26 protein-coding genes are annotated in these 21,670 nt (G+C 37.8%); 18 read left to right on the top strand and 8 right to left on the bottom strand.

All coding sequences use genetic code 11. The features are described 5' to 3' along the window. The first annotated feature begins 8 nt into the window (after window positions 1–8). From ftsY to IGJ14_RS00600, 5 genes are all read left to right on the top strand, one after another. Entirely contained in the window at window positions 9–1,007 is a 999-nt protein-coding gene (ftsY, locus tag IGJ14_RS00580) for a signal recognition particle-docking protein FtsY (protein ID WP_010734424.1), read from the top strand. Window positions 1,008–1,408: 401 nt separating this feature from the next. Continuing rightward, window positions 1,409–3,691 carry a bifunctional glutamate--cysteine ligase GshA/glutathione synthetase GshB gene (gene gshAB / locus IGJ14_RS00585; RefSeq protein ID WP_019724316.1) on the top strand — a complete coding sequence of 761 codons (2,283 nt, stop codon included), beginning with the start codon at window positions 1,409–1,411 and terminating at the stop codon, window positions 3,689–3,691. 354 nt (window positions 3,692–4,045) lie between these two features. Continuing rightward, window positions 4,046–4,492 (top strand): virulence protein, encoded by a 447-nt coding sequence (locus tag IGJ14_RS00590; protein ID WP_195339476.1) that lies wholly within the window; start codon window positions 4,046–4,048, stop codon window positions 4,490–4,492. Between the two features lie 50 nt (window positions 4,493–4,542). After that, window positions 4,543–5,040 (top strand): SMI1/KNR4 family protein, encoded by a 498-nt coding sequence (locus IGJ14_RS00595; protein WP_410300785.1) that lies wholly within the window; start codon window positions 4,543–4,545, stop codon window positions 5,038–5,040. A gap of 274 nt (window positions 5,041–5,314) precedes the next feature. Further along, window positions 5,315–5,629 carry a hypothetical protein gene (locus IGJ14_RS00600; protein WP_019723622.1) on the top strand — a complete coding sequence of 105 codons (315 nt, stop codon included), beginning with the start codon at window positions 5,315–5,317 and terminating at the stop codon, window positions 5,627–5,629. A 233-nt stretch (window positions 5,630–5,862) separates the two neighbouring features. On the opposite strand, the gene IGJ14_RS00605 is transcribed toward IGJ14_RS00600, so the two are convergent. Then, the gene (locus IGJ14_RS00605; RefSeq protein ID WP_019723621.1) at window positions 5,863–6,303 is read right to left on the bottom strand and encodes a YueI family protein; all 441 of its coding nucleotides are present in this window, start codon (window positions 6,301–6,303) and stop codon (window positions 5,863–5,865) included. A 383-nt stretch (window positions 6,304–6,686) separates the two neighbouring features. On the opposite strand from IGJ14_RS00605, the gene IGJ14_RS00610 reads away from it, so the two are divergent. From IGJ14_RS00610 to IGJ14_RS00625, 4 genes are read left to right on the top strand one after another with little or no spacing between them, the layout of a single operon-like run. After that, complete coding sequence (locus IGJ14_RS00610; protein ID WP_195339475.1) at window positions 6,687–7,637, top strand: ABC transporter permease; 951 nt, start codon at window positions 6,687–6,689, stop codon at window positions 7,635–7,637. Further along, complete coding sequence (locus tag IGJ14_RS00615; protein WP_019723619.1) at window positions 7,630–8,589, top strand: iron chelate uptake ABC transporter family permease subunit; 960 nt, start codon at window positions 7,630–7,632, stop codon at window positions 8,587–8,589. The genes IGJ14_RS00610 and IGJ14_RS00615 overlap by 8 nt, the downstream gene beginning before the upstream one ends. Continuing rightward, the gene (locus IGJ14_RS00620) at window positions 8,586–9,341 is read left to right on the top strand and encodes an ABC transporter ATP-binding protein (protein WP_019723618.1); all 756 of its coding nucleotides are present in this window, start codon (window positions 8,586–8,588) and stop codon (window positions 9,339–9,341) included. Before IGJ14_RS00615 ends, IGJ14_RS00620 begins: the two co-directional genes overlap by 4 nt. Window positions 9,342–9,362: 21 nt before the next feature. Further along, window positions 9,363–10,316, top strand: a complete 954-nt coding sequence (locus IGJ14_RS00625) for a siderophore ABC transporter substrate-binding protein (protein ID WP_019723617.1) — start codon at window positions 9,363–9,365, stop codon at window positions 10,314–10,316. Window positions 10,317–10,501: 185 nt separating this feature from the next. Here the strand turns inward: IGJ14_RS00625 and IGJ14_RS00630 are convergent, their stop codons facing one another. Next, entirely contained in the window at window positions 10,502–10,624 is a 123-nt protein-coding gene (locus tag IGJ14_RS00630; protein ID WP_010734417.1) for a hypothetical protein, read from the bottom strand. A gap of 67 nt (window positions 10,625–10,691) precedes the next feature. Next, on the bottom strand, window positions 10,692–10,988 hold the full coding sequence (locus IGJ14_RS00635; protein WP_010734416.1) for a hypothetical protein: 297 nt from the start codon (window positions 10,986–10,988) through the stop codon (window positions 10,692–10,694). Between the two features lie 219 nt (window positions 10,989–11,207). On the opposite strand from IGJ14_RS00635, the gene IGJ14_RS00640 reads away from it, so the two are divergent. From IGJ14_RS00640 to IGJ14_RS00650, 3 genes are read left to right on the top strand one after another with little or no spacing between them, the layout of a single operon-like run. Further along, window positions 11,208–11,786: a GNAT family N-acetyltransferase gene (locus IGJ14_RS00640; RefSeq protein WP_010734415.1), complete on the top strand. Its 579-nt coding sequence runs from the start codon at window positions 11,208–11,210 to the stop codon at window positions 11,784–11,786. Window positions 11,787–11,833: 47 nt separating this feature from the next. Beyond that, on the top strand, window positions 11,834–12,193 hold the full coding sequence (locus IGJ14_RS00645) for an iron-sulfur cluster biosynthesis family protein (RefSeq protein WP_010734414.1): 360 nt from the start codon (window positions 11,834–11,836) through the stop codon (window positions 12,191–12,193). A gap of 18 nt (window positions 12,194–12,211) precedes the next feature. After that, a complete protein-coding gene (locus IGJ14_RS00650; protein WP_019723616.1) occupies window positions 12,212–13,108 on the top strand; it encodes a metallophosphoesterase in 897 nt (298 codons plus the stop codon). 58 nt (window positions 13,109–13,166) lie between these two features. Here the strand turns inward: IGJ14_RS00650 and IGJ14_RS00655 are convergent, their stop codons facing one another. Then, window positions 13,167–13,463 carry a hypothetical protein gene (locus IGJ14_RS00655; protein WP_019723615.1) on the bottom strand — a complete coding sequence of 99 codons (297 nt, stop codon included), beginning with the start codon at window positions 13,461–13,463 and terminating at the stop codon, window positions 13,167–13,169. Then, window positions 13,460–13,708 (bottom strand): type II toxin-antitoxin system RelB/DinJ family antitoxin, encoded by a 249-nt coding sequence (locus IGJ14_RS00660; protein WP_019723614.1) that lies wholly within the window; start codon window positions 13,706–13,708, stop codon window positions 13,460–13,462. The genes IGJ14_RS00655 and IGJ14_RS00660 overlap by 4 nt, the downstream gene beginning before the upstream one ends. A 203-nt stretch (window positions 13,709–13,911) precedes the next feature. Here IGJ14_RS00660 and relB point away from each other — a divergent pair, with 203 nt between their 5' ends. Together relB and IGJ14_RS00670 are read left to right on the top strand one after the other, a co-directional pair. Then, on the top strand, window positions 13,912–14,178 hold the full coding sequence (relB, locus tag IGJ14_RS00665; RefSeq protein WP_065095885.1) for a type II toxin-antitoxin system RelB family antitoxin: 267 nt from the start codon (window positions 13,912–13,914) through the stop codon (window positions 14,176–14,178). Beyond that, complete coding sequence (locus IGJ14_RS00670; protein WP_029594059.1) at window positions 14,141–14,407, top strand: type II toxin-antitoxin system RelE family toxin; 267 nt, start codon at window positions 14,141–14,143, stop codon at window positions 14,405–14,407. The genes relB and IGJ14_RS00670 overlap by 38 nt, the downstream gene beginning before the upstream one ends. Before the next feature lie 411 nt (window positions 14,408–14,818). Here the strand turns inward: IGJ14_RS00670 and IGJ14_RS00675 are convergent, their stop codons facing one another. Next, window positions 14,819–15,553: an MIP/aquaporin family protein gene (locus IGJ14_RS00675; protein ID WP_019723412.1), complete on the bottom strand. Its 735-nt coding sequence runs from the start codon at window positions 15,551–15,553 to the stop codon at window positions 14,819–14,821. Window positions 15,554–15,986: 433 nt separating this feature from the next. Between IGJ14_RS00675 and IGJ14_RS00680 the strand changes: the two genes are divergently transcribed. From IGJ14_RS00680 to IGJ14_RS00695, 4 genes are read left to right on the top strand one after another with little or no spacing between them, the layout of a single operon-like run. Then, window positions 15,987–17,516: a helix-turn-helix domain-containing protein gene (locus IGJ14_RS00680; RefSeq protein WP_019723413.1), complete on the top strand. Its 1,530-nt coding sequence runs from the start codon at window positions 15,987–15,989 to the stop codon at window positions 17,514–17,516. Continuing rightward, window positions 17,506–17,727 carry a DUF2829 domain-containing protein gene (locus tag IGJ14_RS00685; RefSeq protein ID WP_010734410.1) on the top strand — a complete coding sequence of 74 codons (222 nt, stop codon included), beginning with the start codon at window positions 17,506–17,508 and terminating at the stop codon, window positions 17,725–17,727. The genes IGJ14_RS00680 and IGJ14_RS00685 overlap by 11 nt, the downstream gene beginning before the upstream one ends. Beyond that, a complete protein-coding gene (locus IGJ14_RS00690; protein ID WP_019723414.1) occupies window positions 17,724–18,485 on the top strand; it encodes a 3-oxoacyl-ACP reductase in 762 nt (253 codons plus the stop codon). Before IGJ14_RS00685 ends, IGJ14_RS00690 begins: the two co-directional genes overlap by 4 nt. A gap of 28 nt (window positions 18,486–18,513) precedes the next feature. Continuing rightward, the gene (locus IGJ14_RS00695) at window positions 18,514–19,161 is read left to right on the top strand and encodes a DUF998 domain-containing protein (RefSeq protein WP_019723415.1); all 648 of its coding nucleotides are present in this window, start codon (window positions 18,514–18,516) and stop codon (window positions 19,159–19,161) included. Window positions 19,162–19,279: 118 nt separating this feature from the next. Here the strand turns inward: IGJ14_RS00695 and IGJ14_RS00700 are convergent, their stop codons facing one another. Further along, window positions 19,280–19,822 carry a biotin transporter BioY gene (locus IGJ14_RS00700; protein WP_019723416.1) on the bottom strand — a complete coding sequence of 181 codons (543 nt, stop codon included), beginning with the start codon at window positions 19,820–19,822 and terminating at the stop codon, window positions 19,280–19,282. Window positions 19,823–21,057: 1,235 nt separating this feature from the next. Beyond that, window positions 21,058–21,669 (bottom strand): 30S ribosomal protein S4, encoded by a 612-nt coding sequence (rpsD, locus tag IGJ14_RS00705; RefSeq protein WP_010734406.1) that lies wholly within the window; start codon window positions 21,667–21,669, stop codon window positions 21,058–21,060. Between the last annotated feature and the right edge of the window lies 1 nt (window position 21,670).

Consider the following 21,670-nt stretch of genomic DNA (forward strand, 5'->3'; position numbering starts at 1 on the left):
GGTATACTATGGGATTTTTTGATAAGATCAAACGAGCCTTTACTGGTGAAGAAGCACCAGAAGAAGTAGAAGTACAAGAGAAATATGACAAGGGTCTAGAAAAGACCCGTAAAACGTTCGGTGAACGAATGAATGAACTGTTTGCGAATTTCCGTACGGTCGATGAAGATTTCTTCGAAGAATTGGAAGAAACATTGATCGGTGCAGATGTTGGCTTTGAAACAGCCATCAAGATCACTGAAGCGTTACGCCAAGAAGTGAAGCTAAGAAATGCCAAGAAACCAGCTGAGATCCAAAATGCGATCATCGAAAAATTAGTTGAGCTTTATGAGCAAGAAGGCATCGATGAAGTCAATACATTGAATCTCCAAGAAGAAGGATTAACAGTGATCCTCTTTGTTGGTGTCAATGGTGTAGGAAAGACGACGAGTATCGGTAAATTAGCACATCAATACAAAACGGAAGGCAAAAAGGTATTGTTAGCCGCAGCAGATACTTTCCGTGCGGGTGCGATCGATCAGTTAGTCGTTTGGGGAGAACGTGCAGAAGTTGAAGTGGTTCGAGGCAAAGCTGGTGGTGATCCTGCGGCAGTCGTTTACGATGCCATCGAAAAAGCCAAAGAACAACAAGCAGATATTTTACTTGTTGATACAGCTGGACGTCTGCAAAACAAAGTCAATTTGATGAACGAATTAGAGAAGATCAAACGTGTGATCCAACGAGAATTACCAGAAGCACCACATGAGATCTTACTTGTGTTAGATGCGACGACAGGGCAAAATGCCATGGTCCAAGCGAAACAGTTCAAAGAAACCTCTGATGTGACAGGGCTAGTTTTAACAAAATTAGACGGTACAGCTAAAGGTGGAATCGTCTTAGCCATTCGTAATGAATTGCACTTGCCGGTCAAACTTGTTGGTTTGGGTGAAGGCATCGATGATTTAGAAGCTTTTGATCCAAATGACTTTGTCATCGGTCTATTTAAAGGCTTATTGAAAGAAGAATAAACAGTATATGAGCATAAGTTCATCTAAAGAGCTTGTAACAAAGGTGTTCAACTTCAAGAAATAAAAAAGAAGCCACGGGAATCGTTCTTTAAATTTCCGTGGTTTTCCCTTTATTTTTGAAGAGGTTCCGTTTGTTTCAGGCTCTTTTTTCTCCTTCCTTCCAATGGACTAGCGATATTCAAGGAACAATATTTCGAATATAAACCAAAAATGAACCAGCGATTTTTTTGACTGTCCTATCTGGCTATGTGCTATCTTGTTGTTCAGTTTGGAGTCATTTTCCTACAATATCAGGTGTTTTTTTAAAAAAACACCCCTTTTTTCTCATTTTCAAACAATTTCATTCTTTTTCTTGTCGGTTTTTACTATAATGAAACATATGAATTGGAGGACATTTAACCATGAACTATAAAGAATTATTACTGCATCCTCGTTCACTACCATTCATTAGTCAAGCCCGTTTTGGGGTTGAACGTGAAGGGCAACGTGTGAACTTCTCTGGAAAGTTGGCAACAACCGATCATCCTGAGATTTTTGGGGATCGTACGTATCATCCATACATCCAGACAGATTTTAGTGAAACTCAAGTCGAATTGATTACTCCGGTCACGGATTCTATCAACGAACTTTTTAAATACTTGGAAGCAATCTACGACGTTGCTTCACGCTCAATGGCAGATGATGAAATGATCTGGCCTTTAAGCATGCCTCCGGCTTTACCTGAAAAAGACGAAGAGATCATGATTGCGAAGCTTTCTAATTTTGAAGATGTCTTGTATCGTCGTTATTTAGCAAAGGAATATGGCAAACGCAAGCAAATGGTCAGCGGCATCCATTTCAACTTTGAGTTTGGTGATGATCTTTTACAATCCTTGTTTGTACAACAAACAGAGTTTACCGACTTTGCAGCATTTAAAACAGAATTATATTTTAAAACAGCACAGAACTTCTTGCGTTATCGTTGGTTGATCACTTATTTGTTTGGGGCGTCACCTCTAAGTGAAGACCACTATTTTGTCGGCAAGCCAGCACCAGCAGAACCGGTACGCAGTATTCGTAATAGTTCCTATGGTTATACGAACCATCCGAATGTCAAAGTATCCTATGCGTCAATGCAACAATATTTAACCGATATTGAAAAAATGGTGGAAGAAGGCAAGTTATCCGAAGAAAAAGAATTCTATGCACCGATCCGTTTTCGTGGTGGAAAACGTGTAGCTGATTTAGCAAAATCAGGTATTCGCTATATTGAACTGAGAAATATTGATTTAAATCCTTACGCACGTGTAGGGATCAGTCAAGCACAAGTTCAGTTTTTACAATCGTTCTTAATGTATATGCTATGGATGGAACATGACGTAGCAGTCGATGCATGGGTCGAAGAAGGCGAGCAGCGAAATGAACACGTGTCGTTAGAGAACCCTATGGATCAAACTGCTTTTTATGATGAAGGAATGCTGCTTCTTCAAGGCATGAAAGAAATGCTTGTAGCTTTAGGACAATCCGAACGCCTACCATTGATCGATGACATGATCGCACAATTGGATGAGCCACGTGAAACATTGGCAGGTAAGATTTATCAGCAAGCACAACAAACAAGCCAGCATGACTTTGCTTATACTTTAGGAAAACAGTATGAAGAAGAAAGTCATGAACGTTCGTATCAATTAGCGGGATTTCGTGACATGGAACTGTCGACACAGATTCTGATGTTTGATGCGATCCAAAAGGGCATCGAAGTAAAGGTCATAGATGAATCAGATCAATTTTTACGTCTACAGCATCAAGAGCATATCGAATATGTGAAAAATGCCAATATGACAAGTAAAGACAGCTACATTGTGCCATTGATCATGGAAAATAAAACAGTCACTAAAAAAGTGCTAAAAGAGGCCGGATTCCGTGTACCTGAAGGAGCCGAATTTACTTCAATCGAAGAGGCTTTGAACGCGTATCCGCGATTTGCAGAACAAGCCTTTGTCATTAAACCAAAATCGACAAATTACGGATTAGGGATCACGATTTTCAAAGAAGGAGCATCCTTAGAGGACTACAATGCAGGGCTAGCAATCGCCTTTCGTGAAGATACTTCTGTATTGGTTGAAGCGTTCATGCCTGGAACAGAGTATCGCTTCTTTGTGATCGATGGGCAAGTAAAAGCGATCTTACTTCGTGTTCCTGCCAATGTTGTGGGTGACGGAAAACGGACGGTAGAAGAACTTGTCGCTGAAAAAAACCTAGATCCATTAAGAGGCAGTCATCATCGTGCGCCATTGGAATTGATCCAGTTAGGTGAACTCGAGCAGTTGATGTTAAAAGAACAAGGATTAACGATCCATTCTGTTCCTGCAAAAGATCAAGTCGTGTATTTACGCGAAAATTCCAATATCAGTACAGGTGGCGATTCAATCGACGTAACAGATGAATTTTCAGACGCGTATAAGCAAATTGCCCAACAAGCAGTAGAAGCCTTAGGTGCAAAAATCAGCGGGATCGACCTGATCATTCCAGATAAAGATATTGATCCTCAAACAGATGACCAAGCCTATGGCATCATCGAAGCCAACTTCAATCCAGCGATGCACATGCACGTTTATCCATTTGCTGGAAAAGGCAGAAGACTGACGATGAATGTGTTGGAATTGTTGTATCCTGAAGTGATCAAGACACGAAAAGAGAACTAAAATAAGTCGTTAAAAAGGGCTGTATAAAAGTGTTCAGCCACATTAAGCAACTTGATCCAAAAACAGCTTACCTGTTTGGATCAAGTTGCTTATTTTTGAATCAATTATTATTGAATATTGCTTACACAGTCTATGAGTACCGTGATGAGGAAGATTCCAAATTTTACGGTCCGAAATACAAGGATGTACTTACAAACTTAATGAAATTAGGTAACGAGATCTATCTAATCGAACTTTCATCCTATGGCTAGTGATGATTTGTTATACTGTTTTTGAAAGCGGTACAAAAAATATAGGGAGGAATTTTTTAGAGCAAGTAATAAATATACCAACTTACATAAGGAAATAAAACGTATGAGTATCGATATGTACTTAGCTGATTCCCTAACACAAGCCAGTAGCACTAGTCACTTCTGCCAAAAACAAGTCACTGATTACCAGAATCTCCAACAAGCCATGACCCAGTTCACCCTACAAACGCCCAATCTCAAAGGAAAAGCGTACGATGCAGCGAAAGCCTACTTTTCCCAAGTACTTTATCCACTCGTCCAAGGAGGGATCTTACTCTCTGAAGCGGTCGAAAAAGCAGCGAAACGATTTCCACAGGAATACATAAATCAAGTTGATTCCATTAGCTTGAAGCAATCCGAATTAGAAGCGCAAATTCGTCAAATGAATCAATTTATCACCCAAGCAGAAGGGATACGGCAACTGCTTCTTTCACCTTATATGCCAGAAGAACACCAAGGGTTTCAACTCAATCAAATACGTTGTTACTCGCAATGTACCATCTGGAATTGATAGAAAAACTTTTAATAAATGGCGTTCTAACTATTGGAAAAATAGAGTAAATGATTTTAAATAAAGGAGATGATGGAATGATCAATGAGTACAATAGGGCAAAAAAAATAATAGAAGAAAATAAGAATATAGCAGACGATTTTGGTGGCGCTTCTGATACTCTCATACGGTCGGCCCAACTAGAGCTTGAATTACAATTTCCAAAAGATTATCAACTTTTTTTATCATCTTTTGGTGCTTTAACGTTTGGCTCAATTGAAATTTACGGGGTTTTCAGAGAGGATTTTAAAAATTCTGGTGTTCCTGATACCGTTTGGGCAACTTTGAATGAACGGAAATTAGTAAATATGCCAAGGCACTTAGTTATTTTGTATAACACTGGAATGGGAGAAATGTATTGCTTGAATTATAAAGAATTAAATGAAAATGATGAACCTAAAATAACCTCATATTTCCCGGGTTTTCCTGAAGGATCGCAAAATAATGAAGTTTTATACAATGATTTTGGAGAATTTCTTCTAGATATGGTAAAAGACGAAATCAATTAATATATAAACAATTATCTGACAAGGTAGCCTATTAAAACCTTAATTTGATATGTAGAAGGATACTAGTGTGTCTTCATAATAAATTGGATCTATGCTTACAAGTATGATTTTCATTTGGATATTTGAAGTAATGAAACAGCTAAAAAGAAAAGTTATCTACAAAGAGACAACATAAATTGTCGTGCAGATATGATTGACGACACTACTGATACTACAGTAATTAATGGTTTGGAATTAGTAATTACAGTGATTCCTAAGTAAGGGAGATAAGAAAATGAAATATGATGAGTTAGAATTGATGGAGCTTTTCCTATCAGAAGGTGAGAGTATAACTGATAATATAGGTTATGGTAATATCATGTATAAAATTTCCCGAGATGATTTTAAGCTGAAAATCTTTATAAGGACTTATGAAAACCAAATCAGTGTATTTTTGACTTATAAAGAAGCAGATGTTTTTTATGGAGATTTTTACAATATTACAGAATTAAAAAAGGAAGACATGTATCTAAAGATTTTTAAAGAAAATCAGGAAATTGTAGAACTTTGTTTTGGGATGATACTTTCAGTGAGTGTTAGCAATCAATAATTGTATGACAAAGGCACATATTTTAAATAGTTCATGATAAATCAAAATATGTGGAAATTACCTAGGAATGGAGCAAAAAATTAAAAACTTAATAACGATTGTAATAAACAAAAAAATCATCCACATCACTAGATTTATCTAGTTTGTGAATGATTTTTTGTTTTGCCACAGGTACATACGAACGCTGACAAATTTTGATTAGAAACTCAAAGAATCGAGTGAACTTTTAGAAATTATTTGAATAATCGGTCCCAAAAGCTTTTTTTCTTTGGGTGTTCTTCTTCTTGTTTCGTTGGATATTTTTCTTCTACGTCAATAACGGGCTCATTCACCGCTTCTTTGGCCGCAATCAGTAGACCAATACTTTCCGGATCTTCGGAAACATGATCATTTACAACAGTGAATTTCGTTTGGTTTTTCGTTGCCAATTGGATGTATTGATTCTGGATATCGAGGGGCAGAGTGCCATTTATCAGAATAAATGCTTCTGGTCGTTTCTCTAGTTCTTGTAGGAACTTTTCTTTATTTGTCGGCTCATTCATTTCAGCAACGGTCATACTGAGGTAGCAACGTTCACGAAAGGTACCTAGGTATTTATGCTGTTCTTCTGGGTTGACCAAGGGCGTGCCATACATTCCTTTGTCCAAATGATTTTTCAATTCATCTGATGCCATCCAATTTCCTCCTTTGTTGTTTTAAGTCATTATAACATAGAGGTTGTGACAGAAGCATTTTGACCTGATCAGTAAGCTAGAAAATTGAAAAATAGTTTTTCATATTTTGTCATTTTCTAGCTTAGTGTTGAAGGTTAGCTTTTGGATCACCGTGTAGCCAGGTGGTGAGAAAGTCGTTTAGCTCCAAGCATTAAGGCAGAAATTGAGAAATAGCTTCCCACATTTTTAAGGTCAGAAACAAAAATGAATTTTATTTTTGTATCGTACACGTATTCTAAAATTTATAGGGATTGCTCTTATTTCATTAAAAAACGGTTGCTTTTGTTCAATGCTTCACTTAGAATAAGAATGAGAATCATTCTCAGTTAGCGAGGTAAAGGGAAATGCGCGTGGGTCGCTTGATGGTTTTGTTAGTTATTTTAAGTATATGTTCGCTATTTATTGGCGTGTCTCGAGTGGAATTCATGGAGATTATCCGATTGGAAGGACAGAGTATGCAATTGTTGTTGGCGACACGTTTTCCGCGAACGATTTGTTTAGTACTGGTAGGGGCAACGAGTAGTATTTGTGGGTTGATCATGCAACATCTGACTCAAAATAAATTTATTTCACCAACGACAGCAGGCACGATGGATAGTGCGAGATTGGGTATCTTAGTGGTGATGCTCTTTTTACCGAATGCTTCTTTGTGGATTCGTTCAGCAACTGCATTTTTATTTGCGTTTGCAGGTACGCTCTTATTTTTATCTTTTGCACGATTTTTTCCACAAAAAAATCAGCTGATGTTACCATTGATCGGCGTGATGCTAGGAAATATTATCGGCTCTGCTGCAACATTTTTCGCCTATCAGTTTCAGTTAGTACAAAATATGTCTTCATGGCTACAAGGAAATTTTGCAACAGTCATGCGGGGAAATTATGAATTACTGTATGTAACGATTCCTTTATTACTTATCTTATCTTTTTTTGCCTATCAATTTACGATCGTAGGCTTAGGTGAATCGTTCGCAGTGAATTTAGGGATGAATTATCGCAACATGCAACTACTAGGGATTGGCCTTGTTTCTTTAGCCAGTGCGATCACTTTGATCATGGTTGGGACGATTCCTTTCTTGGGAGTGATCATTCCAAATATCACAGCAAAGCTCTATGGGGATCAGGTACATAAAACGTTAGGAATTACCGCCATTTTTGGTAGTATCTTTTTGCTTATCTGTGACATGATCGCTCGTCTTGTGATTTTTCCTTATGAAATCCCAGTCAGCGTCATCGTAGGGATCATCGGTGGTTTGATTTTTCTTTACTTGTTAGTAAGGGGGCGCAAACATGGGTAAAAAGATCACTGGTCTATTTTTTATTTTGTCTCTACTCGTGATTGGTGTGACGATTGGTTATTTGACTATCAATACGTATGGTAATTGGGCATTTGCATGGGCCTTACGAAGCAAAAAAATCATAGCGTTCATTTTAGTGGCACTCGCGACGAGCAGTGCGACCGTTAGTTTCCAAACGATTACCCAAAATCAATTTTTGACACCTTCTGTGTTAGGGCTCGATTCCCTCTATGTACTTGTTCAAACCCTCCTCTTTTTCTTGATTGGTGGGGTGACGATGCTTCAGCAAACAGGCACAGCCTTTTTCTTAGTCAACGTGGCATTGATGGTTGGCTTAAGCCAGTTATTGTTTTTCTTTTTATTACGAAAAGAAGCCCCTAACTTATTCTTATTATTGATGACGGGGATGATTTTAGGGACACTTTTCAATAGTATCAGTACGTTTTTACAAGTGGTGATGGACCCGAATGAATATGATTTGTTGCAAGGGAAGTTATTTGCTAGTTTCGGTAATGTCCAGACTGCCTACCTCCTACCTGCTGCATTGTTGATTGGCTGTTGTTGGGTGTTCCTTTTTTATAAAAGACATTTTCTGGATGTCTTTCATTTAGGGAAGGATCAAGCAACGAACCTTGGGATTGAGACAGAGCGTTTTCAATTTTCTATTCTTTGTTGTGTCAGCTTGTTGACAGGAACAGCCACTGCTTTAGTGGGACCAATCACCTTTCTTGGATTTATTGTCGCAAACGTCAGCTATCGTTTGTTTGCAACGTATCGTCATGGTGTTTTGCTACTAGGAAGTTTTTTGATTGCTTTCTTGTTTTTGACTGGGGGACAATTGATCGTTGAGCAAGTGTTTGGGTGGAACACGACGGTCAGTGTGGTTGTAGAGTTCACAGGGGGTATTTACTTTATTACAAAATTGATTCGAGAAAGGAAGGAACTGGGATGATCAATTTGAATAGTGTCGAGAAGTCTTACCAAGGAAAAACGGTCGTCGAGGCCTTGCAATTGGAAATCTCGGATCAACAATTGACAGCCTTCATCGGTCCAAACGGCGCAGGAAAGTCAACCGTTCTTTCTATGATCAGTCGCTTGATTCCTAAAGATGCAGGTGAGATCTACTTGGATCACAATGAAGTAAAAGCTTGGAAGTCCAAAGAGATGGCAAAAAAACTAGCTATTTTGAAACAATCCAATGAGATCAGTATGAAAATCACAGTCGAGGAGCTTGTATCGTTCGGGCGTTTTCCTTATTCGAAAGGAAAGCTGACAACGAAAGACCATCAGATCATCGAAGAATCACTCCAGCATCTAGGGTTGGAAGAACTGAAGGACCAAATGATCGACACGCTTTCTGGGGGACAGTTGCAACGAGCGTATATTGCGATGGTTCTTGCGCAAGATACTGATTACATTTTGCTGGATGAACCACTCAATAATCTCGATATGAATTTTGCGGTACAAATCATGCAAATTTTAAAGCGCCTTGTACAAGAATTAGGAAAAACGATCATCATTGTGTTACACGATATCAACTTTGCAGCGAGTTACGCAGATGAAATCGTCGCAATGAAACAAGGGAAGTTATTTAGACAAGGCAAAACGAACGACATTATTAAAAAAGAAGTACTAGATCAATTATACGAAATGGACATTCGAATCTGTGAAATCGAAGGACGCAGATTTTGTCTTTATTTCTAAAAACTACGAAGGAGCGTCAAAATGAAGAAAATAGTTTTAGGATTTTTAGTCATAGCATCATTAGGATTAGCAGCATGTGGAAATAACGAAGCACAAACGAGTGAAACAACAGCATCAAGTACTGTCGCAACGGATACAATGTTGACAGTCAAAGATAGCAATGGTGAGTCTGTAGAAGTGCAACAAAACCCTGAGAAAGTTGTAGTGTTCGACAATGGATCATTAGATACGCTTGATGCATTAGGTGTTGGAGACAAAGTCATAGGAGCGGCAACTAAAAATTTACCTGCTTACTTAGAAAAATATCAAGAAGTTGAATCTGCTGGAGGAATCAAAGAACCAGATTTGGAAAAAATCAATGAGATGCAACCAGATTTGATTATTATTTCCGGTCGTCAAAGTGATTATCAGGAACAGTTGAGCCAAATTGCCCCAACACTATATTTAGCAATGGATGCAGAAAAGCCATGGGAATCGATGCAAGAAAATGTGACAACATTGGCAAAGATTTTTGATAAAGAAAAAGAGGCAGAAGAAAAATTAACAGATTTAACGAAACAAATCGATGAAGTAAAAGAGAAAGCCAGCGCGCTTGATCAAACAGCTTTAGTTACTTTAGTGAATGAAGGGCAACTTTCAGCATATGGTTCAGGTTCACGTTTCGGACTCGTTCATGATTTATTTGGCTTTAAACAAGCCGATGATCAAATCGAGGCGTCTACACATGGTCAAAGTGTTTCTTATGAATATGTTTTAGAGAAGAACCCAGGGATTTTATTTGTGATCGATCGTACCAAAGCAATTGGTGGAGATACAAGCAACGATAACGTAGCTGCCAATGAATTAGTGGCACAAACAGATGCCGGTAAAAATGATCAAGTAATTTCATTGCAACCAGATGTATGGTATTTGAGTGGTGGTGGACTTGAATCAATGAATTTAATGATTGAAGATGTCAATCAAGCGCTAAAATAATTTTTCAATGAATAACTAAGAAAATGAGCCTGGTACATCAGTCATCTTGCATCCTACAACTGAATAAACGGTGTTCCAGAAGTAGCACCTTCAAAAATAAGCCGAGAAACCCAAAATTTGAAAAACAATTTTCGGGTTTCTCGGCTTATTTCTCGGAGCTAGGCACTTCTATCACAACCTCTGATTCAATGGGTGATTGTTTGATCGTTAGGAAAATCTAGTGTAAGGGTAAATTCATTATCGACTTCATAAGGATCGATTCGTGGGGTTGTATCATGGAAAAAGTGAGCAAGCCATTGTCGGAACATAAGATCGCCTCCTTTGATTTGATTAAAGGATACAAGGCGAACCTTAGAGAAAGCTTAAAGCATAGAATCAAGCATGTGTTTCGGCTAATGCTTGATAATTGACGATCTTGACTTGACGATAAAAGTCAGCTGGCAGTTTTGACCAACGTTTCAAAAGTTGATAAAAATAACTATCTTCCGCTTTTATTTTGTACTCACTTAAAATCAATCCGAAGTAGTTTGGTTTTTTCTTTGCTAATTTGTGATAGATCGACAATGCTTTTTCTTTGTCTTCATCAACAAATAGTGTTTTGACTTCAATATAAGATCCTTCAATGTTCTGTGTTTCTTCAATAAAGTAAATGCTTTTTATATACTCTGTCATAAGTAAGACCTCCAGTGCTTGTTTAGTTGTTAAGATAACAATAGCTAAAATTTGTTAATAAATCGTGAACAAATAATTATTCTTTTTCAGCAATTGTTTAAGTTTTTTCGCCTATCTATAGTTAATCTGTTATTTTAAGGAGATATTAAGTTTTGTCTTGCTTCTTTCCGTGAATTTCGATACAGTAATTTAAACTAAAGAAAAAGGTAGGGGATGCACATGGAATTATTGATCAATCGAAACTTAGTGTTTGCAGAAAATCGTGTCATAGAAACGGAACGTCTGATTTTAAGACCAATCACATTGGAAGACGTAGAAGATATATTTGAATATGCCCATGATGTAGAAACGACCCGCTTTGTTTTCCCTCGACATCAGTCGATCGAAGATACAAAAATCAGTGTTGCGAATTTTTTTATGGCATCACCGCTTGGAAAATATGCTATTGAATGGAAAGAAAACCGCAAGATGATTGGTACGATCGATTTGCGGATACAAGAAGGCGATGATACAGCTGAATTAGGTTACGCTTTAAATAAAAAGTATTGGGGAAAAGGAATCATGCCGGAAGCTGGAAAAGCGCTTCTGAAATTGGGCTTTGAAAAAATGGATCTCGTAAGGATCTTTGCTTATCATAATACGAAAAATAGTAAATCGGGACGAGTGATGGACAAGTTAGGAATGAGAGAAGAAGCTGTGATTCCTGATGCAAAACGAGAAAAAGGAGAAATCATTTCAATCGTTCTTAAAGGAATTACCAAAAAAGCTTGGTTGGAAGGTCACCCAAAAACAAGTTAGTTGCAACTTCGTACAAAAATCATTAAGCTAAAATTGAGGTGATTAAGATGGAATTTATCGTATCAAAAGAAGCGGAAGAACTGCTTCGTGGAAAAGTGAATGACAATGAACAATTATTGCTAGATGTAGAAGACGGAGATGGACCATTTGCGAATAGCCGGATCACTTGCCAAATCGATACTTCTTTTCGTCTGATTATTGTAGAAAAAGAAACATCGGCAGATCTAAGCTTATATTCTGAAGTAGTCGATACCCAAATGGGACCAATCAAAATCAAGAAAAGCGCACTCGTTTATTTGGATAATCCGACGACGTTAGCAGTAGAACCAACTTACAAGAGTCTGCAACTGAAAGGACCAGGAGGAATCATCAAAAATAACCTCCAAATCGTCACATCAACTATCTAAGATTTAGAAGGAAAAAGAATGGGAAATTTAGCGATCATCAGTGACTTACATGTGGACATCAATCAATTTGGCGAAGCTGAATTAATGCTCTTATGGGAAGTCTTACAACAAAAAAAGATTACTCGGCTTCATTTGGCTGGGGATACCGCCAATAAAGTCGATCGTTGTGTCGCAGTCGCTGAATTTTTTGCAGAGCGACTACCAACGACTTTCCATTTTGGCAATCATGAGTTAGCCGATGTTACTGGCGAAGCAATGATCAGCCATTTTCCAGACGTCCATTTTTTGAATGAGCGCTATATTCCATTAAATGAGAAAACCGTGTTATTAGGCATCAACGGTTGGTATGATTACCAATTCTCAGAAGAAAAAGACGTGAAGAAAATCGTGCGGATGAAGCGTTTGTACTGGTATGACCGCTTGATTGAGCGAGATGGAACGGATCTAGAAGTGAATGATCGAGTAGTAGAAGCAACACGATCATTATTGGATACGCTACACAAAAAGAAAATGAATGTGATCTTATCAACACATTTTGTCCCAAAACAAGAATTCATTGTTTACCAAAACGCGCCTTATGAACGTTGGAACCAACTCAATGCGTTCTTAGGTTCAGCTTCATTTGGAAAACTACTCGATCGATACGATAATCTTCAACAAGTCGTCTTTGGGCATACGCATCGACGGTTTGAGGATAAAGTACTCCAAGGAACGACGTATAGTTGTCGGCCGTTTGGCTATTATTACGAATGGCAATTGACACGAGATTTTATCGATGAATATCAATTGATTGATCGTTACAATCCAATGAAATTACGCGTATTATTACGAACGCATCGTCCAGAATTTAAGGAGTACCAATTGCAACATTTGCAACAAGAGTTTGAACAAGCGTTAACAGTGATTGCTTACTGAAAATGTGAAGCCCCCCAGTGTCATCGAAACTGACACTGGGGGGGCTTTTATGTATTTTTTATCGTCCCAATCTTTTCTCAGCTATTGTATAGACTTCATTATCTGAGCGTCTACCAATTGCTATGATTTCAATTATTTCTATACCAAAATTTGATTCTCTAAATATAACTCTTAATCCTAAACGCTTATGTTTTAGTTTTCTACAGTCTTTTAATTTTCCATGTAATTGTTGCCCGGTTTGCATCCCATGTAACTCTATTTTCATAAAAGATTTGAGGATCTGTTGTTTTTGACTATTATCGAGCTGTTGAAAATCTATTTTTGATTTTTCTGTTAATTTTACTTCATAGATCATTCCCATTCATCCTTGATCTCCGCTACCTTATTTCGCCAATCCTGCCCAGCAACTTCATCGATCGTGTAATAACTTGTTGTCGAAAGCTCAAAAGGGATCTTTTTTTTCTTGGCAATTTGCTTAAAATAAATCGTAATTGCTGTCGTGTAATCTAGCCCTAAATCAGATAATAAACTACCAACTTCTTTTTTCAATTCACTGTCTAAATTGATACTTAATCGTTCTTTTGTCTTATTTGTTTCCATAGTAAGTTCAGTCCTCTTTTTTGTGCTATTCATGCACCTATTGTACACCTATTTGGAGATATGTACAATAAGAACATTCTTTTTTGCACTATTGATGAATAAAGAAAAAAATTCTCCCAACGAACGAACACGCTGTGTTCTTATATTCATAGGTGTTTTATAATTAATATATCTATCGAATAAAGCAAAAGGAGGGGATCATTATGGCAACAATTACAGTTCGTGTGACAGAAGATGGGAAAAAAATTTTGGATGAAATGGCTAAGTTTGAAGGAAAGAGTCTCTCTGAATTACTTAAAACAAAAACATTAGATGCTTTAGAAGAGGCGTATGATGCAAAAATAGGAGATTTAGCTTATGAAGAGTATTTGAAAGATAAAAAATCAAATGATTTATCTGTTCTTTTAGAGGAGTATGATATAGGTGAAAAAAATGAGCTACTCGGTAAAAACAACGCCTACCTTCGATAGACAAATAAGAAAACCAGAAAAATTCGATGCAACAACTATTTTAAGATGGTTACATAAACAGATCGAAGGCACAAAAAATCCTATATATACAGGTACGCCACTTGTGGGGAACTACACAGGTAAATGGCGATACAGAATAGGAAATTATCGCGTCATTACAAAGATTGATGATGAAAAGTTGATTGTTTTAGCATTAGAAGTAGGACATAGAAAAAATATATATCTATAGTAGAATCTACTCCGAAGTGAATGGTTATACACTTCGGTTTTTTGTATTCAAATATTTTTCACCAAGTCAAACCAAAAAGCACCTTATTCAAAAAGGAATGAGATGCCTTTGTATTGAGTTATCTAACCGAGATTTTATTCTTATTTTTGATAAAGATAAAACTTATCACGCCGAACACGAAGAGTACCAAGCCGAAAAGTAAAGTATGAGTCATGCCGATTGGGTAAGGTGCTACCTGGCCTTGATTGAAAACAAATATTGAAAGATATCCGATAAACATAGAAACTGGCATAAAGATGATTCCAATGATATTAAGCCAATCAGAGGATGATTTTAGCTTTGAAATCAATAAAAAACGGAAATCTAAGCAATTGCTTCCAAAGATTTCCGTTTTTATAGTATTCATTAATTTTATGCCATAAATAATGCTTTGTAGACAAATACTGCTACAACACCGGCACAAATCGGCGCAACAACTGGAACCCAAGCGTAATCCCATTGTGAAGAACCTTTATGTTTCAATGGTAACAACGCATGAACCAAACGAGGTGCAAAGTCACGTGCTGGGTTCAATCCAGGGCCTGTAGGACCACCTAGTGAAGCGACCAATGTCCAAACTAAGAAACCAAGAGCTAAGTGAGCTGTTCCTAAGTTATCTTGGAAGAAAGGTGCTTTTGTGATACCTAACGCGCCAAAGAATAACACGAATGATCCGAAGAATTCGTTGACGAAACCATTGAACTTAGAACCAACACTGTTGATAGTTGAGAAAGTTCCTAAGACATGGTTTACATCTTCAGTTTGATCATAGTAAGGTTTATAACAAGCGACCACGATCAATTGTCCAAGAGCTGCTCCAAGTAATTGTGCAACGATATAAGGTACGACTTCTGCCCAAGGGAATAAACCATTAGAGGCTAAAGCAATCGTAAATGCCGGATTGATATGATTTCCGCTAATGCCACCAAAAATCATTGCTGGCATCATCACACCAAAACCATAACCAACAGCAATCAGCATCCAGTCACTGCCATATCCTTTTGTTCCTTTTAAATCTACGTTTGCGACAGCACCATTACCTAAAACGATCAATAATGCTGTACCAAGTAGTTCCGCCGCTAGACGGGTCATAAGTGAATAATCCATAATACCCTCCATTAATTTATTGAAATATAAAAAAGAAACAACAACACAGCGGGTGAAGTGTTCCGTAAGAGGTGTACTTCTGTTGTCGTGATAAGTGCAAAATAAAAAACGACTTCTTTATAGAAAGAAATCCGAGCAACAGTCGACACATTGATAAAACCCTATGACACAAAACACCAACCCTAACTATAAATATATCAAAAATAAATAGTGAATTTTATCAAATATTGTTGCTATCAACAAACATTTTTTGAAAATTTCAGAAAAAATGAAACTGAAATGGAACGAATAATCGCACGATGCACGATGAGTGAATCGTCTACAAAAAGAAGGGAATTACTTTAATTGAATGCCTCCTTAGCTTGTCTGTTTTGGTGTTTCAATAAGGATTATATGCTACAATGAGGAAAATAGTCGATAAGGGGTGAAGTCGTTGTATTTGTCTTCTGAGTACTTAAAACGTTTTGACAAAGACTTATATTACAAGGTGCTCTTACTCGAAAGCTTTGAGGATCAGGTAGGGCACACAGCGGCACAACTTGCACAAAAGGTTCAACTAGACGCACGAAGTGTAACCAGATATTTAGTTGAATTGATCAAAAATTATCAATTATTCAGTGGAAAAGAGCAATCTTTATTTACGAAGAATCATCGATCGGGTTATCATTTTTATGATTCTCTGGATCCTATTGAACGTGAACGCTTTTTGATTTACCTCGTGCAAAGTACGCTTAAATACCAGCTATTGCACGACATTTTTTTTGAAGAATTTCATACGCTCTATCAATTCTCACAAAAGCATTATATCAGTGAGTCAACTGCTCATCGGAAAATCAATGATTGGAAAGAACAATTTTCGAGGTATGGTATCCAACTCAAAAGAGGAAGCTATATTGCGTGTGGAGAAGAAGAAATCATTCGATTATACCTACATATGACTTTTTGGCAGTTATTTCGTGGTAAAGTTTGGCCCTTCGAAACTATTCCACAACAGGACGTCAAACAAATTGCTGACCAGATTTTACAGTTTTTTGATGTTCGGTTGAATGAGATCAAGAAACGGCGATTAGAGTATATGTTAGGTGCATTTTTCTTACGTAAATCCCAAAAGCATTTTGTGGTTTTAAATAATAAAAAACGACAGTTGATTGAAAAAAATCCACTCTTTGAAGCATTCAGTCAGTGGATGGCGCCTTTTTTTCCAAACTATTTCCAAGGGAAAGAAGAATTAGGTGCACTATTTCTAGTGCTGATGACCAGAGAAGAATATTATCAATCGTCAGGAATCCGTCAGCAGATTTTTGCTTTTCACCGAAAACAACAAACCGCTCCTTTTATAGCTCTATTAGAAATGAAGAATGCGTTAGCAGCATACTGCGAAGAAAAGCAGTTGGCCGAGGAATCATTCACCAAAGAAGCAGAGAACTATTTGCTAAGTAGTCATCTGTTCGCGTACTTGTTTCCTCATGCGAAGGAAATGGTTGATGGGGAAGGTAGCAATTTTTCTAGACACTTCGTTAGTGAAAATGAGTCATTGAAACAATGGTTGCTGAATTTTTTCAATCGAGCAACACAACGTGCAGACGAGTGGATCTATGAGAATGCGACTTTCTTGATGCGAAGGTATCTAACCGTGTTAAAAACGATGCGTGTTTTTGATCGACAATTACCAAAAGTCACTATTTTACTGATGACGGACTTTCCTCTTTTTGAAGAAGAATTACTAAAAGAAAACTTAAGGCACTTTTTCAGAGAGGAGTATCAGTTGTACTTTTTACCAGCGGATTATCGAGGAAGAGAGGTCGATCTATTACTATCCACAAGCAAGATCCATCGCAAACCTTGGGCGGATCTAGACTATTTCATCGTTACAGATGAACTTGAACTCTCGGATTATATCCGTTTATTTGATAAAATTAAAGAAATCCAAATAAAGAAAGAGAGAAAAAATCATGACATTTGAAGAAGTATTGCCACAGTTAAAAACAGGTGCAAAGGTTATTAGAAAAGGTTGGAGTGGATTTGAATTATATGTTGTTCTAGTATCCGATGATGAATTTGATGGTTGTCCAGTAACGCCTTATTTTCTGATCAAAACGAGCGACGAAGGATTTTCTAGCTTTGCGCCAACCGTTTGCGATATTCTAGCAGAAGATTGGATGATCGTTGAATGACGAATCATTATCCGGACTTAGCGAATCAAGTCGTCTTTGTGACAGGTGCCGCTCAAGGAATCGGTGCTGCACAAGCAGAAGCTTTTTTAAATCAAGGAGCGAAAGTATTTGGTGTGGATCTGAAATTAGGTAAGATGGAAGAACTAGCCATACAATATCCTACGCATTTTATCTCATTTCTCGGTGATATTTCACAAAAAGAAGTGATTGAACAAGCAGTCACTACGTGTCATGAAAAAGTCGGCGATATTTCAATCTTATTGAATACCGCAGGGATTCTTGATGGCTACAAGCCTTTATTAGACACAGACGAAACACTTTGGGATCGGATCTATGAGGTCAACGTAAAAAGTCTCTTTCGATTAACAAAACAAGTGTTGCCTGATATGCTCGAAAAGCAAACGGGAACGATCATCAATATGGCCTCCATTGCAGGTATGGTGGCTGGCGGTGGTGGGATCGCGTATACGAGTGCCAAACATGCAATCATTGGATTTACGAAACAGTTAGCGCTTGATTATGCTGCGCAAGGAATACGTGTAAAAGCCATCGCACCAGGCGCCATCCAAACACCGATGAATGCAGCTGATTTTGCAGGTGACGGAGAGATGGCCAAATGGGTCGCAGAAGAAACGCCTGTTAAGCGTTGGGCACAGCCGGAAGAAGTAGCAGAATTGACGTTATTTCTTGCGACGCCTCAAGCGAGTTATATCCATGGAGCAATCGTTCCAATCGATGGTGGATGGTTGCTTAAATAGCTGAAAGAAGAATAAGTGGGGGAAACGTATGAAAGTGATCGATTGGGTGATGCCTCTTGGAATGGTTAGTGTAGTTGCTTATTTTGTACATGTGTTTCTTGGGCAATACCTTTGGGAATCATATGATCCAATCACGACAGACATCAGTTCTTTAACCGCCGTTGGTGCGCCAAATGCGAATTTATTGAATATGATCCTGCTTATCTATGGTATAGGCTTTTTACTGTTTGTCATTGGAATGGTCGTGACCGCCTTTGAAAAGTATCATGGGATGACTCGGATCGGTTATCTGATTTTTCTTGTGATGGCAAGCACTACAGTGGTAGGCTATAAACTATTTCCATTGACAGGCGATAAGGCGGATATGAATTTCCAAAATACGATGCATATTGTTGTGACGATCATTGTCGTATTTACTACTATATCGTCTTTATTCCTTATTGGATTTGGTTATCTTAAACAAGAAAAACTACGTACGTTAGGAAAAATATGTATTGCAACCGCCATATTGATCACTTTCTTTGGCGCATTGAATCCAATTGGAATGGCACAAGGATGGAATATTTTAGGGTTGACGGAGCGAATGGTGATCTTCCCACTGCAAGCCTTTGTTTTCTTTCTGTCCTTCATCTATACGACGAATAATAAGCTGATAGTGAAAAATGAAATGGTATAACTGGATGATTATAGAAGTGTCTGGCTATGAGAATAAGCGATATCCGCCAAAAAATAGTTGCTCTATTTAGCGGATATCGCTTATTTTTAAAGTTTTTCTTTTTTATCCTATTAATTTTTTAAACTAATTTTTGAATGTTGAATCGTAATCTTTTTCTTAAAGTAGTGCCAACATAAGCTGCTCCCGTACTTTTGAGCAACTCTGGTAACAAGAAGGGGAAGAACCCACTCAATAGAGCAGTTTGAACGGACAAATGACTACTAAACGATAACCAAAGAGTTCCTACAGCTAAAGCAAGAAGAGAGCCGAATAGATTGGCACACCAAGCGTGGAAAAAGCGCGTACTGGTCTTTTCGATCCACCAACCAATGAAGAAAGATTGGAGAATGAAACCAAAAAGGTAGCCACCTGATGGTCCGAATAAGATGCCCATTCCCCCAGTCATGCCAGAAAAGACGGGAAGTCCGATCAAGCCTAACAAGAGGTACATACAAACTGCGAGAGTACCAGCACGTTTCCCAAGAAACGTGGCGGTCAAGCCAATCGCAAAAGTCTGACCAGTAAGTGGAATCAATCCTAATGGAATAACAAATTGTGAGAGAACTGCAATGATTGCAGCAAATTCGGCAACGAGTATAAGTTCTTTTAATGATTTTGTCATCCGTTCTCCTTTCGTTAACCTTATTTATTTTTGTGGTTAACGAAATTATAGAGGAAGAGAAAATAAATGTAAAGTCTCTTTATGATATATTTTGAAAAAGCACATAAGAAGTAAGAGTACAAAAATATTTCCAAATATGAGAAAAAGTATGAATAGCAAGTGTTTTGATACGTGATATAATTTTTATATAACATAATCAACTATATTTTGGCACATAGAGAAATGAGGATGATCATTCGTGATCTTTCTACAGATAGGTGCCCAACCTAGTCAATGAACTGGTTTGTTGGTTGAAACGGCCAGTGAACATTCATCGATTTGCCATGGGTAACAAAAAGCTGTTTGACGAATGAATGTGCCAATAATCAGCAACTGTGAAAGTGACAAGTTAACATGTCTATCCACCATTGATAAAGGGAGAAACTAAGCAGTTGCTTGCTTAAAGGAGACATTTCATTGGAAAAGCAATGATGCGAGACAGTTTATGAAATTTGAAGCATCACACTGTAGAGGACATGTTCTTTTCCTCGTCTAAACCAAGTGGGAAGTAGCAGTTAAAAGCTGTATCTTCAGAGAACAATTGAGAATATCAAAAACTTCGCTGTTTTATCACCCAAGTAGCGAATACAAATTGATTTCTCTTGCTATTGTTCGAGTCATGGATGCACCTGAACCTGCTAAAGCCAACATAAAAAGATAGCACTCGACTCAACGAAATACGTACGTTGTTTTGAGGTCTATCTTTTTATGTGTGTCCGAGCGAAGAAAAGACACGGGGACATTATTTCTTATTACTTGGAGCTAATCGGCTTTTTCGCAACCTCGATAAACGGTGTTCAAAAAGCTGACCTTCAACATTAAGCCAAAAAATCAAAAAATATGAACAGCTATTTTCTGATTTTCTATCTTACTGCTCAGGCCAAAACGCTTTTTTCGCAACCTCGATAAACGGTGTTCAAAAGCCAACTCCTACGATAATAAGGCAATACCTGAAAAAATATAGAGAACTATTTTCTCAGGTATTGCCTTATTACTTGGAGCTACCCGTCTTTTTCACAACCTTGATAAACGGTGTTCAAAAAGCAACACTTCGGACATAAGCCAAAAAATCAAAAATGAAACAGCCATTTTCGATTTTTCTGGCTTATGCCTTAGTGTTGAGCGCTTTTTTCACAACCTAAAAAAACCAGCTATCCAAAAGATAGCCGGCTTTTTTTGTACCAAAGTTTTTTGAATTATAGGCTTTGGTTGTAGTATTCAACGACAAGTGCTTCGTCGATTTCTGGGTACAATTCGTCACGTTCTGGTAAACGAGTCAATGAACCTTCTAATTTTTCAGCGTCAAAGCTTACGAATGCTGGACGTCCAACAGTTGCTTCAACTGCTTCTTTTACAGTTGAGATGTTTTGTGATTTTTCACGAACTGAAATCACTTGACCAACTGCAACGTGGTATGAAGGGATATCAACACGTTTGCCATCAACCATGATATGACCATGGTTAACTAATTGACGTGCTTGACGACGAGTAGTTGCAAGACCTAAACGATAAACAACATTGTCTAAACGTTGTTCTAGTAAGATCATGAAGTTAACCCCGTGTTTACCTTCTTTGATTTTGCTTGCTTTAACGAACAAGTTACGGAATTGACGTTCGTTCATACCGTACATATGACGTAATTTTTGTTTTTCAGTTAATTGCATACCGTATTCTGATTGTTTGCCACGGCTGTTTGGTCCATGTTGACCTGGAGCGTAAGGGCGACGTGCTAATTCTTTTCCTGTGCCAGATAATGAAATACCTAGGCGACGAGAAATTTTCCATGATGGTCCTGTATAACGAGACATT

The sequence above is a fragment of the Enterococcus sp. DIV1304_2 genome (assembly GCF_050555445.1).
GTDB classification, from domain to species: Bacteria; Bacillota; Bacilli; order Lactobacillales; family Enterococcaceae; genus Enterococcus_B; species Enterococcus_B pernyi.